The sequence below is a fragment of the Saccharolobus solfataricus genome (assembly GCF_900079115.1).
Classification (GTDB): Archaea; Thermoproteota; Thermoprotei_A; order Sulfolobales; family Sulfolobaceae; genus Saccharolobus; species Saccharolobus solfataricus.
In genome coordinates, this window is sequence record NZ_LT549890.1 from 1219273 (window position 1) to 1233202 (window position 13930).

Here is a 13930-nt window from a genome sequence, read left to right on the forward strand (position 1 = left end):
AATGTCTTTTAGGGAATTTTTGCAAAATACTTCCGATAAAATTAAAATTTTTGATTTGACCCATTTGATGTACCATAATATGCCAGTATATCCAACGTCTCCTATTATTTCTATAAATCAAATAAACAATGTTGCTAGAGATAAATTTTCTTCTAGAGAGATTAAAATGATTACACATCACGGTACTCATTTTGATGCTCCTGCTCATATGTTAGATCAAGGAGAAAGTATTGATAGAATAAGTCCAAAAACGTTTATTCAAAAGGCTGTAATACTAAATTTAAGTTTTCTTAAACCTAAAGAGGAAATTACTTCTAAACATCTCTTACGATTTAAAGATGTTATAAGTAGAAATAATGCAATTTTACTCTATACTGGATGGAGTAAAAAAAGAGGATTAAATTCAGAATATCTATTTCAATGGCCATATCTAGATATAGAAGGTGCAACATATCTAACGTCCTTTAAAGACATTAAGATAGTAGGAACTGACGGATTAAGTATTGCAGGATATGGAAATAATGTAAATGTATTTGATACACATAAGATATTATTGGAAAAAGGTATTCTAATAATAGAGGAATTGAATTTTAATAATATTTCAGTAGTCCTTGATTCAGTAAATTACTTAGAAGGAGTCTTTATAGGATTACCTATGCTAATTAAAGAAGGAGACGGTGCTCCAGCTAGAGTCTTATTTATATTAGGATAATTTTTCTATAACTTTTCTCCGTATTTAACAATATTTTCTGGATCATAAGCCGGTATAACTATCTTACATTCTTCTTGAAGGTAATCGTAGGCTCTTATACATTCATAAATATCTTCCGCTATCCCTATAGGCGTCCTAGTTTCCAGATTAGCATTTATCGGAAAATCCTGGCAGTTCAAGAGGCCCATAAAAACTTTTTAAAATTAGAGCCTTTAATTTTGGTATGACCAAAGAATTGACGAGGGAGCTTCCGGTATAAAAACCTTTCCGTGAAAATCGAGCATAGTGCACACTACTTATTCAAGTGATGTCACCTGCTTTACTCGCTAGCATCAAAGGGCTTATTATAATACAGCACAGCCCAAGTAATAACAGCAAGCTTCCTGGCACAAGCAGTAATCAACTTCTTACCCTTCAAATTCCCCTTGTGCTCCTCATAAAACCGCTTAATAATAGGATTAACCTTGATAGCAGTTAAAGCTGCAAGATAGAAAGCCCTCCTCAAAACAGCATCACCCCTCCTAGATATGCCTCTCGATACAACACTCTTCCCACTGGATTCAACAAGAGGATCGAGACCACAGTAAGCGACAAACCTCTTCTTGTCACCAAAACGCTTAACATCACCAACCCTTGCTAAAATTATACAACCCAACGTTCTTCCAATACCCGGAATCGTGAAGATCAAACTATCCTTAGGAACAAGATCCTCAAGCTCTTCCTCAATCTCCCTCTTCCTAACCTCAAGCCTCTCCAACTCGTCCAAGAGGAACCTAACCTCAGATAATACTATATTATCCTCCCCCCTCAATACCTCATTCAAGTTCTTCTTGGACAAACTGTCCTTATAGCCTAGAAGTATTAAATCCCTCCTTAGCCTAGTCTTAACCCTAACAATGCTCCTTGTGATAAAATCCCATTGACTTGTTAACTCCTTAGCCTCACTCGTTGTAAACTCACTGCCCATACTTATAACTAGTTCAGCGAGCTTTTTAGCGTCATTCTTATCACTCTTCTTACCCCTAATGTCCTTGAACTTCTTGAGTACGAGGGGATTAATAATCCTCACGTCGTACTCCTTACCCAAGTACTTAGCCAAGTTGATGTGGTAAACTCCAGTACTTTCTATAGCCACTTTACAACCCTTTGGCAAGACTTGCTTTACTCCTTCAAAACCTTGCTTATTATTTTGAAATTCATAGTATTTACCTTGGAAGTACACTACTAATTTATCTTTTGAAACATCTATTCCGGCGACTGGGGCCTCCATGTATACTCACCCTTATGTTTTATTCGGGCTTCAAGCCCAACTTCCGGTCCGAATTGGAGGAGGCCAAGCTCCCTCTCGAGCTCTAAGCCCAAGGAGAGCAACGGCCTCAACCCCAGTCAGATCTGTAATACGCAGATCTGACTAATATGTTTTATATAAGGAGTACTATAAGGCATTGGAAAAGGCAGTTAACGAGGTCATACTATCCATGACTGGAACGAGGAAGGATGTTGCCAAGAGGCTCGTCCTGGGGGCGGTTGTGGGAAGAAATGCTACCGAGATAGCTCAAGAGGCCGAGATGGACTACGAGACCGTACTGAATAACTTGGACAAGGCAGCTCAAGCCAAACTAATCGAGGTCGTGAAGAAGTTAGTCGGGGATCATCCTGTCCTTCTCATAATAGACGACACCCACGACCACAAGCTCTACGCTAGGGCCATGCCGGTCTCCAGAAACGGGGCACAGATCTTCTACTGTAGGGCGCACAAGAGGTTCGAGCCCGCGATCCAACTCCTTGTGATTGGCGTCAAGGATCTGGTGAACAACCAGATCTACGTGATCCACATAATTGCCTACATACCCCGAAAGGTGGAGGAGGAGCTCAAGCGTAGGGGAGAGGAGGTGAAGTTCAAGACCAAGATAGATGCCCTCTTGGAGTTTCTCTCCTCCCTCTCAGGTTTGAATGTGAAATCCAAGGTCTTCGACTCGTGGTACGTGAACTCGAGGACTCTCCAAGGGAATACTGTGGGGGAACTCAAGGCCAACGCGCGGGTCGTCGAGGGTGGCAGATCCGTGCCCGTTGGCGAGTTCCCCCAAGGGGAGTACCTGGTAGAGTACTTGGGTACTCCCATAAAGTTACTTGTTATAGATGACTATAAGGGTTACGGGAGGAGGTATTTCTTCTCCACCGACCTTAACGACACGGCTGAAGATATCATAACAACTTGGGAGAACCGTTGGGACATCGAGGTCTTGATCAGGGAGCTCAAGGCCTTGGGACTCGAGGGTGGGTCCTTCTTGACCTGGGTTAGGAACTCAGGCTTCGTGGCCTTGAAGGCTCTCTCCCTCCTCGTTGTCCAATACTTCAAGTACTCCACGGGTCTGGTGCTCGGGGCCAAAAGGTTGGCCAGATTGATAAAAAGCATTTACCGTGAGGCGGGTGGAATCAAAAAACTGTTCAAGAGGAGGAGAAAACCGTAAAGTGCTAATAGATAAATCCTTCCCTTGGGAAACGTTTAGGAGTAAGCTTAAGTCCCTTTACTCCAAGAAGCCCAAGTGGGACGTCATCTTACTCCTCAAAGTCCTCCTAATCAAGTTCGTTTTCGACATCTCTTGGAATAACTTCAGTATGGGAATCTCATTTTTCTGATATAAATGATAATATATGTAAGATTGAACCGCACCAGTTTTATTCAAATATAACTGCATATATTTTATGAAAATGACAGTTAATAAGTCAGTTTTCAATAGCAGAATATAAATATATGGAATTAATTTCACGTAGCTGGAAGGAGGTGCATAGGGTTAGCTGGAGTCTAGGGGAATGGCGTCTTCACTTCACGGAACGCGCGTCCTTGTTCCACTCTTACCTCCCGATCGAGGAGATTCGAGAGGGAGACCGAGAACTCCCACAACTTTACCTTCCTCCAAGAGCGGATCAAGAACCAGACATTCAAGAGAAGATAGGAAAGCAGAACGAGAACCAGTTCCTTCCTCACGTCACAAGTCCTAGTCCTGATCCTGAACTCCTCAAGAGAGCGAAAAGCATTCTCAATCCCCCACCTCTCCCTATACATCTCGGCAAGGAGTATGGCATCATAAAGATCCATCTCCTTCCTCACGAGGAAGGCAATAATCTTGTCGTCTTCCTTCCTCAGAATAATGAGATAAGCTCCACTCCCATGTCTCACGCAGAGAAATCCAGTATATCTAACTCCGCCAAAACTCACATCCACATCTTGCAACATCCCCTTGTACTTCTTGTACATCTGGGCCTTGGCAGATATGACGAAGTCCAAGCCCAACTCCAAGAGGTATCTAATCACTTCGTTCACCGCGAACTCCCTGTCCGCGAAGACCATGACGAGCCTCAGCTTGTCCTCCTCCAACTCCTTCACGATTACCTCCATCACCGCCTTGAAACCTTCAGCTACGTTCTTCACGGTCACTGGGATCACGTCCAAGAAGCTCCTCTTCCTCCCCAGGAGGAAGATCGCAGCTTGAACCAGTCCCCACGATGTCCCCTTAGTTGGCTTTATCCTACTCAAGAAACTCTTGTCAGCGTGGTATTGAGGTATGGCATGGAAGTCCACCGCTACCCTCCTGTCCCTGACTCCCCTTAACGTCATCCTCCCCATCTTCCTCAACGCATCCCTCACGTCCTCAACTTGAACCGCGTTCAACTTTCTCAACGCTCTTCTCCCATCTTTCCCCAATCTGCTCAAGTAGCTCCCACTCGCCTTAAGCAAGGCACTGAGGAGTTCCTCAGGGAAAAGTATTTTAGTGAGGACCGAGTAAATTATCTTGAGGGCGGACCTGGCGAAGTCCCGGTTGAACTTCGCCGGTTTAGTTGTATTCTCATGTTTCATATATTCAGGTTCGCCCTCGTATATACAAACTTTTCTCCAGAAATTCTCATCCTCTCAACTTTTTCTGTATTTCATTCATCTCGTTTTTTACGCAAAAAATGAGATTCCCATACTGACTTGGAGGGAGAAATTAGGGACAGTAAGAGTTTTATGGACTTCTTGGGCGGGAAAGTTCCACCAAAGAGCACAGTATTCTTCTTCTACAAGAAACTACAACAAACAGTTATTCAAGAGGGCGAGACGATGAGAACAACACTGATGGATGAGTTAAACAAGGCTTTGGACAAGGTGATCAGCGAGTATAGGGAAAAGGGCTTTGAACTTGAAGTTGGGAGAGAAAAAACGATAGGTTCGAGGACTACCACATAATTGACACATTCTTCCGTGAGGCCTACCCCGGAAAGAGGAGTCTTCAAAACGGTCTTGAGAAGGTCTTACTTGACCTTAAGGAGATGGGGTTCAATGACGTTTTTCTCCTCATGGGTTATACTACTTCCAAGCTCAAGAACTTCACGGCCTTTAGGAAGTATAAGGGTAGTTGGGGTAGGAAGCACGGTAAGTCCTACTTCGGGTTTAAGGTCTGTAATCTTGTGGAAAGGAGGACTAATTTCGTTAGGGGCTTCAAGGTTGGATTGGCTAATTTGAGTGATCTAGCCTTTTCATTTGATAACGTTAAGTTAATGGCTGATAGGGCTTGGATTTTTAGGGAGGACGTCTTAGTTAAGGGTGTTGGTAGTGCTAGGCTTCCGGTTGAGGGTAGTGGTGTTGAGATTAGGGAAGGTAAGGCTTCGTCTACAACCTTAAGGGGAGTGGTTATGGAGGTATTCTTCCTTAACTTCTATCGTGATCTCGAAATTCTTTCGACGAGGATTAGGACGAAGGTACTCGTTAATTAACGAGGTTCGTTTACGTGTTTACTTGTTGTTATGGCAAATTTTATTGCAAAATTGTACAATTATCTGTATTTCCCCTTATTAATACATATTATATTATTTTTTATACTTAAATATAATGAAGAATAGTATAATCTGAAATGCTGTAATTATAATGGTTTTCAATTTTGCTCAAATCGGACAACGTCTCATCAAGTGCTTTTAGAGAATCTGAGGGTTCATCCATATGGGTATTTATGTAACATATAATTTATAAGTAAGGATTCATACTTGTATGGAGATATGCACTTTATCCGAAAATTTTCAAAACAGAATATCTATAACTTAATAATCTGAAGACTTGTAGAGTAGATCTTGTTGGTAGAACTCCCTAAATATTTTAGACATAATCTTCTTTTCGGCTTTCCTTAAATACTCCTCCAACGTGGGTTTTGATATTCCCATGATCTTTCCTAATTCCTCTAGGTTTATTCTTCTAGGATATTCATAATACCCTAGTCTTATGGCTTTAAGTACTGCATTCCTTTCTTGCTCAGAAAGATCGAAGAATGTGGGTACGAAGTCATTAAAGTTTACAAGTTTAGCATTAAAGTAATGGATCTTCCCTATCGATTCCAAATCCCTCTTCAGTGTTGTAACGTCGCTTGAAGGCATAATTAGTAATAATCTTTCATTACCTTCTTTTATTAAATCTTTTATATAGAGCGTCATATAATTTTCTATGATACTCATGATCATGTTCTCATACCTTTCTTTAAACAATATTCTATAAATCCCCCTCCTACTGTCCAACTCTAAGATTTGTATAATCTCGTAAATGCTCTTCTCTTTCTTGAACGATTTTAAAAAATCCTTAAATACTCTTCTGTTATATGTTTTAACTTCGTCCATTCCTAAAATGTAGTCTTTTCCCTTACTCGGTTTTGCAAAAATCGTCTTTACTTGTACAGGAAAACTTGACGTGAGTTTACTCCAACAATCCTCGTGATCTATTTCAAAAGTCACTAGTGACAAGTTAAATAGTGACACAATTAAAAGTATATTATTTTTAAAAATATATAATAGTTTAGGACATTTAATTACGTTAGACTTGAGTATAGTTTTTGGTAACTTACCATAAACGATCGAATAGTTGTAATGTGAATTTCATCTATCAACTAAATATTTTTATTTTACATAATGAATATTATAAAAGATTTGTATTCGTCAAAGAAGCTGATACTTTTTCCTTTAACATAATGAAAATCTTATAAAGACAGAATTGCAAAAATGGGGCGTTCAGTAGTAAATCTTACGGTCAAATTTCAGAGTGTGGACAATAACTTCGTTCATTCGAAACTTAGTTTAACCTTGATGGGGGTTAAAGGGGCGTAATTCCCCTTCTGTGAGGTAGGGGATGGATAGCTCTGGAAAAGTTTATTACCAAGAAGTAATAAAAACGAATCTGACCTTGGCTGAGAGAGCTGGGTCGTACCTATGGGACTGGGGGATCTTAAGTCTGTGGAGAGCAAACCCTCCGTAACCTCTATTCCATATCGGGCATTGCAGAACGGTTTGATGGAACCTCCGCTATGGGGATCGAGGTTAATCTGAGAAGCAGGAAATCCTCATCGCGAGGTGAGGATGCTCCGTCTGTGACGGTAGACTCAAAATCGTATTATCAAAAATAATAGCTTTCCGTTAATAACCAATTATCGTGCATTACATGATTATTTTACTCAATTATACCAAAATTTATGGAAAATTCTAGTCCTATAGTAATATTTTTTATAATAGTTAATATAAAAAATGTTAATTGAGTATGAACATATATTAAAAATGACATTAAATTCAAAGAAATCCAATTTTATTTATATTATCAGATACATATAATTAAATTTTAGATTATTAATAATAAGAAAACAGAAAAAATTTTCTTATATTTGAAGAAATAATGTGAGAATCCTATCTGAATTTATATTTGTAAGATGATTTTGGATCTACTGGTGAGGGCGGGGTAGTTCACATTCTCCATAATACCACTTTCGCCAAATACTTCAATTGGGTAATAAAATTTTTGGAAGAAGATTTAAAAGTTGCGATATCTTCTCTTTTTCCAACATTCGGATCTTACGGTGAATTGAAAATAACTGAATACTTTATGTGATTTATACTAAATTAACAAAATTGTTGTCCACACTTAAGGGTGAGAGGGTAATATTTCTTTTAAAAAAGAACAAAGAACGAACCAGTTTCACTACTAGCGAGTCACTAATTCATGTTTACCTTTTGCTAGAAGAGTTTGGATGGATTCCAAAACAAGGAGATTCTAAAGTCTTAAAGGTTAAGAGAAAGATTTGTTATAACTTGAGGTTTATTGGATAAAATTACCAATAATATAGATTTTTATACTCTCTAGAAAGTTCCTATTAACTTAAAATAGGTATATATTTAGGGTTAAAATATGAAGTGCCAGATACAATACGTTGAGTTACCGAATACTTTCCCTAAATCTGATGTAGATGTTTATAGGGTGTTGGAAGAGGATGGTAAATATTACATTAGACTTGAGCTTAATGGCAAACCAATGTATTTTACCTTTAGTACCAGCGAAATAGTTTTGCACTCGAAGGAACTATACGAACTGGTCTCAAGGGAGGAGATTGACGATTGTTCCCCATTGGGAATTTTAGACGAAATCTTCTATGTAATATTATATCAATTGGGTACTAAGAGAACTCAACTCTTCTTAGAATTCGATAACCTTTTCGATCTCATAACGTCTGGAAAGGTAAAAGATTCAAAACGCATAATATTGTTAAGGAAGATGATATTAACGAATTATTCAGATTCAACAGTAATATACTACGTTAGTAGAAGGTTGAGCAAATTCCTCACAGCTGAGAGTGTAGAGGACGTTAAGTTCAATTATGAAAGAGCTGAATTGCTAGTTACTAGATCTGGTGATCTGTACAACATCTATCTCACAGAAGTCCAAAACGAGTTAAATGAGATAATCAAAAAGCTTACCTCGATATCGTTTATATTTATGCCCATAACTGCAGTTGCCAGCATATACGCGGTTGACTTCACAAATGTATATAGTACACTTATAAACTGGCAGAGCTTAATCTTCTTATCTCCCGTTTTAATATTAACAATCCTTCTGGTAATTTACCTAAGGAAAATAAGGTGGTTATAAAATCCTCTGGTAAAGTAATCGTTACATACTTACAGCTGATAACCTTTGATGGAGATATTGAACTTTTGCAAATTTATCCTTAAAAAAAGATGTAAAATTTATAATGTGCCATAAAAACTATTCCCTCTTACTTAAATATTTACGTAAAATATAATTCATTTAAGAGTAAAGTGTTTATGTAGATACCCTTTTAAAAGCTTAAAATGTTTGTATTACATATCTCTAAATGTGAAAAGAAGAAAGCTCAATAAGGATAATAATTACAATGAATTTCTGACGGATCCAATATATTCTAGATTAATAGAAAATGTTGAAAAACTTAAGGATAAAGTATTTCATTTGAGCAAGATTGTGAACTTACAAGCCTATATGGAGGGTTTCACTTTCTACACTTCGTCAAATTACAGAAGCACACCAATTGATGTTATACCTAGAATTATTACATCTGAACTCTTCTTCAAAATTTCAAATTATTTAGTAGCTAGAAGTTATGTGCTTAACAAGTTCATAAGGGAAGTATACCAAGAGGGTTCAAACCCAATTCCCGACTGGATAGTGAAAACGACTCCATACTTTAGGCCAGAAATGATGGGATTCTCACCACCAAAGGATATATACATTCACGTTTACGGTGCCGATATAGTTAGGGTTAACGGTGTGCCATTTATTTTAGAGGACAACCTGAGAATTCCATCTGGAATATCATACTCGTATAAGGCCTTTGAATATGTTGATAGGTTTCTGCCAGAGTTAAAAGAAGGTTATGATAATAGGGTGCTTCAAATTAACGGGTTGGACTACCTTTATGACATTCTACGTTACGTGAGCGGTAACAAAGATCCCATCATAGTTATCTTAACTGATGGTAATTATAATTCAGCATATTTCGAACACAAGTTCATTTCCGAAAAATTAGGAATAATATTGGCTGAGCCAAACGATATTTACGTAAAGGATAAGGAGGTAGTAGTGAGGACCGTAGATGAGGGCGAAGTCCATGTAGACGTAATTTACAGAAGAATTGAAGATTTGGACTATTTAACCCCGGGATTGATGAAAGCCTATTTGAGGGGTTGGGTAACATTAGCTAACGCGCCGGGAACTGGGGTAGCTGATGATAAGGCAACGTTTGTATGGATACCATATTTGGCTGAAAAGTATGGAATTAAACTAGAAAACGTTATACAACCATATACCATTTGTCTTTACGAAAAGGAGAATCTAGAGAAAGTTATTACCCAGCCTACGAGATATGTTATAAAGAAAAGGGAGGGTTACGGGGGTATTGGTTTGGCAATAGTTAAGGACGATAACATAAATGTTTTAAAGGAGATATATAAGGAGTATGAGAACTTTATAGCGCAAGAAGTTCTGGACTTTGACACAGTTATTTCTGTGGTTAACGATTCCTTTTACGAGACCTATGCTGATATGAGAATCTTCACTTACTACGATAAGGTTGCCAGTGCAGTTTTAAGTAGAGTGGGAATAATGGGAAGTAGGATAACAAATAACTCGTCTGGAGGGATGGTGAAGCCTCTATGGATTATAAAGTAGAGTATATTAGCATTTACGAATACGAGGCTGATGTGATATCAAACGAGAATACGCTGAAGATTGTACCATATAACGGGGATAATCAAGTGCTAATATCACACGAGGTTGGAACTATACCTAATGGTTACAAAACGTCTTATGTAGATATATTTGGAAACATTGTGTATAAGATAAAGGTTCAAGAATTACATAGAAGGTTGGAAATTTATTCCAAAAGTGTAGTGACACTGGATAAAAAAGTAATAAAGACAGATTATGAGTTCCCGTACAATTACGGCTTCAATGAGTTCCTTTTACCAACAAGATTAGTTGATCCAGAACAATTCCAGAAAATAGCTAAGGAGCTAACAAAGAGTTTAAAGACACTTGGAGAAGTAATAGAAACAATAGTTAATTTCGTGAGAAAGAAGATTATATATAAGCCCGGAATAACCAACATCAATACTACGGCATTTGAAGCGTATAGTTTGGGTTATGGAGTTTGTCAAGATTATACTCACATCACGTTAGGATTACTTAGAGCTCTAGGTATTCCAGCTAGATATGTAATGGGAGTAGTTAATGATAATCCAAGAGCAACTCACGCTTGGGTTGAAGTGTTAACTCCAGATGGTACGTACATAGATGTTGATCCTACTAGAGGTAGGTTTTACAATTTAGATTATATAAAGTTCGCAGTTGGTAGGGACTTCAATGATGTAAGTCCAGTGATAGGGTTTTTCGTTAGTTCTGGAAGGGGATGGCTTAAGGAAGTAAGAATAAAGGTGGAGAAAAGTGCTTCCTAAAAGTATTGCGTATAAGATTTACTGGGCTGGAAGGTATTTGGAAAGAATAGAGAACATATGTAGGATGTCGTTACTAGCCATTAATAACGGGTTAAATATTAACACTGTAGCTAAACAACTTGGATTTGATAACGAGTATGAATTGATAAATTATGTTAAAACTTCTTTCCAGTACTTAAGGGAGAACGTTAGAAGTTTTGCGGATGAGAAGGTAATTATTCAAGTGAATACACTTGAGTTTCTGATAGACTCTGACAAATCCGATTTACAAAGTTACTTTACGCAACTACTTAATGGAGTATATAACGTTGGAAATAGCTTTGAGAAGTTCTTTGTAGAGGTTAGGAGCGAGATGAGGATTAGACCACAGCAGGAAAATCAGCCAGAATAACGTCGGTATGTGGATTTCTTTTATCTTAAGATGAACTGGAGAATACTGAGATAATATTAAAATAATAGTAAATATTAACTTTAATAATTACAATCTAAAATTACCAATTGTATCAAATCTGGAATATAAAAATCTTATGAGGTTAGGAAGTTTCACTTCCCTTTAAAATTAGGTCTTCTTTTCTCGAAGAAAGCTCTAGCGCCTTCCTTAGCATCCTCTGAAGCCAGAGCTTGATTCTGCATTTCTCTCTCCAGAGCAAAAGCATTATACAACGGCAAATCCATTCCTTCATTAACTGCTAATTTTGCAAATCCCACTGCTAATGATGGACCTCTAGATATTTGCCTAGCAAACTCTAATGACTCTTCAAATAGTTTTTCTGGCTCTACTAACTTGTCTAGGATACCTAAATCATAAGCCTCTTTAGGAGAAAGTGTCTTGCCGGTTATCATTAGATATATAGCCTTCGATCTTCCAACTAATCTAGCTAAAAACTGAGTTCCTCCCTCACCTGGGATTAAAGCTAAATTGGCTACTTCTGGCATTCCAAATTTAATATTCTCATCATTGGCACCGAACCTCAAATCACAAGCAAGTGCCAGTTCTAAGCCCCCACCCATACAATGGCCATTTATGCTGGCTATTATCAATTTCTTTGTTGACATCATTCTTAACATGACCTCTTTGCTAAACTGACTTGAGAGCCCTATGTATTCTGGTGATTTATCCTTTATTTCATTTATATCAAATCCTGCAGAGAAAAATCTGGGAATTGCGCTAGTTATAATTAACGCTTTTACATTTTCATCAAAACGTGACTCCACAATAATGTTATCCAATTCTCTTAACATTTCCAGATTATGTGCATTAGCTGGTGGTCTATTTAATCTTATTATCCCCACTCCATCTTCGACTTCTATTTTGAAATATTTTGGAGTCAATTCAGTTAAACCCATGAACTATCACCTAAAATATTCTTCTATTCCTATTCACATCTGGTAACTCTAAACCTAAGGGTGCGATTAATTCTGCGACATCTTTTATGTATAATTGCCTCATTTCATCATTCCTCATTCTCTTTATCCCATACTTATAAGCTAAGTCTATAGTATATGACTTAGAGTGTCCAAACATATCTAAACCTCTAGGGAACCATTTATTTATTAATGCTTGTGCTAAATCCCTTTTTCCCTCTTCAACTAGTCTCTTTATGCCAGTATATCCAAAATTAATGTGAAATTCCTCTTCCATTAGCATTGTAGGAATTATTCTTGAAAGTGGACCAAAACTGGAATCCTCGAAGGCTAGTAGTTGATATAAACCTACCCTGTCTATTAAAAACGTAAAACCTAATGTGTCCTCCCACATATTAAAAGGAATATTAAACGCATCAAGCTTATGCCTACCCATTCTAGTCCACAATAGATTTTCGGCTATTTTCTTACCTTCTTCCCCGAATTCCTTTAGTAATTGAATAACTTGCCAACCATGCCTCATTTCATCAACCATAATCCTAGAAATTGTTACTCTATCTGATAACTTAGGTGCGTGGAATAACCACGGCATATGCTGTTCAATCGATGCGAACTCTGTATCTCCTTGAACTGTAAGTAGCTTTAACAAAACATCTACTGCTTCAAAGGGTAAATCGTATATTGATTCAAATTTCCTTAAACCCTTGTAATCTCCCCATCCAATAACTCTCTTAGGTTTCTTATATTCCACGGGAATCATCGATATATACTTACACATTTAGATATATAACGTTTTCTATACGTAGACATGAAAAAGCGAAAAGCATAAAAGATTCTAAAAATTAGATATTAAATGAGAGAACATGCAAAAATTAAGGAGTGTGAAGGAAGTTCCACAAGATTTAACAAATACACTAGTAAACATAATCGAACTAAGAGCTGATTTTGAGCTTGCAATGGTAGAGCAATATTCTCCATGGCTAGTAAATGCCCCAACGGTTGATAGTAGATTATTTGTAGCCAAACTGGTTTCAGATGAGCTAAATCACGGATGGCAACTGGTAAGATTGTTAGAGGAGTTCAAAGTTAAAGACGTAATTGAGAGGATTAGTAATGCGAGGTTGGGAATCCATAAATTAGAAGTATCGAACTTACCATTATTTAATTGGGAAGACGTTATTGCATTCACATTCCTAGTAGATGGAGCTGGGCTATATCAGCTAAAAATTCTTAAAGACTGTTCATTCGAACCCCTATCAACCCTAGCGTCTAGTATGATTAAGGAAGAAGAGTCTCATATATTTTTCTCACAAAATGAACTAAGAAATTACCAAAATAAGAATAGAATGCAAGGTGCAATTAACTTCTGGTTCCCTAGAGCGGTAGAGATGTTACACATGACATGGTCATTAAACGAAACCCATTTGAGAGATCTGAATATTTCGGATCTAACTAAAAACGATTTAATAAATGGTTATATAAAAACAACTAATGAGGAACTGAAAAAATGTGGATATAATGAAGTAAATTACGATAAGGCACTCCACTATAATGTTGTACTGAAGTAAAGTACGAGAT

General features: G+C 37.6%; 15 protein-coding genes and 2 pseudogenes. 11 read left to right on the forward strand and 6 right to left on the reverse strand.

The window, feature by feature from the left end; genetic code table 11:
• Nucleotide 1: 1 nt before the first annotated feature.
• Complete coding sequence (locus tag SSOP1_RS06875) at nt 2–712, forward strand: cyclase family protein (protein WP_014511646.1); 711 nt, start codon at nt 2–4, stop codon at nt 710–712.
• A 5-nt stretch (nt 713–717) separates the two neighbouring features.
• Here the strand turns inward: SSOP1_RS06875 and SSOP1_RS06880 are convergent, their stop codons facing one another.
• Complete coding sequence (locus tag SSOP1_RS06880) at nt 718–891, reverse strand: hypothetical protein (protein WP_231918231.1); 174 nt, start codon at nt 889–891, stop codon at nt 718–720.
• A 140-nt stretch (nt 892–1031) separates the two neighbouring features.
• Nucleotides 1032–1982 carry an IS110-like element ISC1190 family transposase gene (locus tag SSOP1_RS06885; protein WP_063492785.1) on the reverse strand — a complete coding sequence of 317 codons (951 nt, stop codon included), beginning with the start codon at nt 1980–1982 and terminating at the stop codon, nt 1032–1034.
• A gap of 157 nt (nt 1983–2139) precedes the next feature.
• On the opposite strand from SSOP1_RS06885, the pseudogene SSOP1_RS06890 reads away from it, so the two are divergent.
• Together SSOP1_RS06890 and SSOP1_RS16310 are read left to right on the forward strand one after the other, a co-directional pair.
• Nucleotides 2140–3183 (forward strand): annotated as a pseudogene (locus SSOP1_RS06890) (ISNCY family transposase); the annotation flags it as partial.
• A 7-nt stretch (nt 3184–3190) separates the two neighbouring features.
• A pseudogene (locus SSOP1_RS16310) lies at nt 3191–3325 on the forward strand (transposase); the annotation flags it as partial.
• A 193-nt stretch (nt 3326–3518) separates the two neighbouring features.
• Here the strand turns inward: SSOP1_RS16310 and SSOP1_RS06895 are convergent.
• Nucleotides 3519–4571 carry an ISH3-like element ISC1359 family transposase gene (locus SSOP1_RS06895; protein WP_014511406.1) on the reverse strand — a complete coding sequence of 351 codons (1053 nt, stop codon included), beginning with the start codon at nt 4569–4571 and terminating at the stop codon, nt 3519–3521.
• A 117-nt stretch (nt 4572–4688) separates the two neighbouring features.
• Between SSOP1_RS06895 and SSOP1_RS06900 the strand changes: the two genes are divergently transcribed.
• Nucleotides 4689–4940, forward strand: coding sequence for a hypothetical protein (locus SSOP1_RS06900; RefSeq protein ID WP_063492787.1), 252 nt, complete (start codon nt 4689–4691; stop codon nt 4938–4940).
• 83 nt (nt 4941–5023) lie between these two features.
• A complete protein-coding gene (locus SSOP1_RS06905) occupies nt 5024–5467 on the forward strand; it encodes a hypothetical protein (RefSeq protein WP_063492788.1) in 444 nt (147 codons plus the stop codon).
• A gap of 321 nt (nt 5468–5788) precedes the next feature.
• On the opposite strand, the gene SSOP1_RS06910 is transcribed toward SSOP1_RS06905, so the two are convergent.
• Nucleotides 5789–6493 carry a helix-turn-helix domain-containing protein gene (locus tag SSOP1_RS06910; RefSeq protein WP_063492789.1) on the reverse strand — a complete coding sequence of 235 codons (705 nt, stop codon included), beginning with the start codon at nt 6491–6493 and terminating at the stop codon, nt 5789–5791.
• A gap of 1140 nt (nt 6494–7633) precedes the next feature.
• On the opposite strand from SSOP1_RS06910, the gene SSOP1_RS06915 reads away from it, so the two are divergent.
• The 5 genes from SSOP1_RS06915 to SSOP1_RS06935 all read left to right on the forward strand — a co-directional run bounded on the left by SSOP1_RS06915 (nt 7634) and on the right by SSOP1_RS06935 (nt 11378).
• Nucleotides 7634–7828 (forward strand): hypothetical protein, encoded by a 195-nt coding sequence (locus SSOP1_RS06915; protein WP_063492790.1) that lies wholly within the window; start codon nt 7634–7636, stop codon nt 7826–7828.
• A 79-nt stretch (nt 7829–7907) separates the two neighbouring features.
• Nucleotides 7908–8645 carry a CorA family divalent cation transporter gene (locus tag SSOP1_RS06920; protein ID WP_010923300.1) on the forward strand — a complete coding sequence of 246 codons (738 nt, stop codon included), beginning with the start codon at nt 7908–7910 and terminating at the stop codon, nt 8643–8645.
• A 228-nt stretch (nt 8646–8873) separates the two neighbouring features.
• Nucleotides 8874–10202, forward strand: a complete 1329-nt coding sequence (locus tag SSOP1_RS06925) for a circularly permuted type 2 ATP-grasp protein (RefSeq protein WP_231918233.1) — start codon at nt 8874–8876, stop codon at nt 10200–10202.
• Nucleotides 10187–10987 (forward strand): transglutaminase family protein, encoded by an 801-nt coding sequence (locus tag SSOP1_RS06930; protein ID WP_010923302.1) that lies wholly within the window; start codon nt 10187–10189, stop codon nt 10985–10987. Before SSOP1_RS06925 ends, SSOP1_RS06930 begins: the two co-directional genes overlap by 16 nt.
• Nucleotides 10977–11378, forward strand: a complete 402-nt coding sequence (locus SSOP1_RS06935; protein ID WP_010923303.1) for an alpha-E domain-containing protein — start codon at nt 10977–10979, stop codon at nt 11376–11378. The genes SSOP1_RS06930 and SSOP1_RS06935 overlap by 11 nt, the downstream gene beginning before the upstream one ends.
• Nucleotides 11379–11530: 152 nt before the next feature.
• Here the strand turns inward: SSOP1_RS06935 and SSOP1_RS06940 are convergent, their stop codons facing one another.
• Together SSOP1_RS06940 and SSOP1_RS06945 are read right to left on the reverse strand one after the other, a co-directional pair.
• Nucleotides 11531–12334, reverse strand: a complete 804-nt coding sequence (locus SSOP1_RS06940; RefSeq protein WP_010923304.1) for an enoyl-CoA hydratase/isomerase family protein — start codon at nt 12332–12334, stop codon at nt 11531–11533.
• Nucleotides 12335–12344: 10 nt separating this feature from the next.
• Nucleotides 12345–13112 (reverse strand): 1,2-phenylacetyl-CoA epoxidase subunit PaaC, encoded by a 768-nt coding sequence (locus SSOP1_RS06945; RefSeq protein ID WP_048054210.1) that lies wholly within the window; start codon nt 13110–13112, stop codon nt 12345–12347.
• Nucleotides 13113–13215: 103 nt separating this feature from the next.
• On the opposite strand from SSOP1_RS06945, the gene SSOP1_RS06950 reads away from it, so the two are divergent.
• A complete protein-coding gene (locus SSOP1_RS06950) occupies nt 13216–13920 on the forward strand; it encodes a 1,2-phenylacetyl-CoA epoxidase subunit PaaC (protein ID WP_010923306.1) in 705 nt (234 codons plus the stop codon).
• The last annotated feature ends 10 nt before the right edge of the window (nt 13921–13930 follow it).

Excerpts from the sequence above, each read along its gene's own strand:
- SSOP1_RS06945 (WP_048054210.1), bottom strand. The coding sequence starts at position 13,112 with ATGATTCCCGTGGAATATAAGAAACCTAAGAGAGTTATTGGATGGGGA.
- SSOP1_RS06905 (WP_063492788.1), top strand. The coding sequence starts at position 5,024 with ATGGGGTTCAATGACGTTTTTCTCCTCATGGGTTATACTACTTCCAAG.
- SSOP1_RS06885 (WP_063492785.1), bottom strand. The coding sequence starts at position 1,982 with ATGGAGGCCCCAGTCGCCGGAATAGATGTTTCAAAAGATAAATTAGTA.
- SSOP1_RS06895 (WP_014511406.1), bottom strand. The coding sequence starts at position 4,571 with ATGAAACATGAGAATACAACTAAACCGGCGAAGTTCAACCGGGACTTC.
- SSOP1_RS06930 (WP_010923302.1), top strand. The coding sequence starts at position 10,187 with ATGGATTATAAAGTAGAGTATATTAGCATTTACGAATACGAGGCTGAT.
- SSOP1_RS06940 (WP_010923304.1), bottom strand. The coding sequence starts at position 12,334 with ATGGGTTTAACTGAATTGACTCCAAAATATTTCAAAATAGAAGTCGAA.
- SSOP1_RS06950 (WP_010923306.1), top strand. The coding sequence starts at position 13,216 with ATGCAAAAATTAAGGAGTGTGAAGGAAGTTCCACAAGATTTAACAAAT.
- SSOP1_RS06920 (WP_010923300.1), top strand. The coding sequence starts at position 7,908 with ATGAAGTGCCAGATACAATACGTTGAGTTACCGAATACTTTCCCTAAA.
- SSOP1_RS06875 (WP_014511646.1), top strand. The coding sequence starts at position 2 with ATGTCTTTTAGGGAATTTTTGCAAAATACTTCCGATAAAATTAAAATT.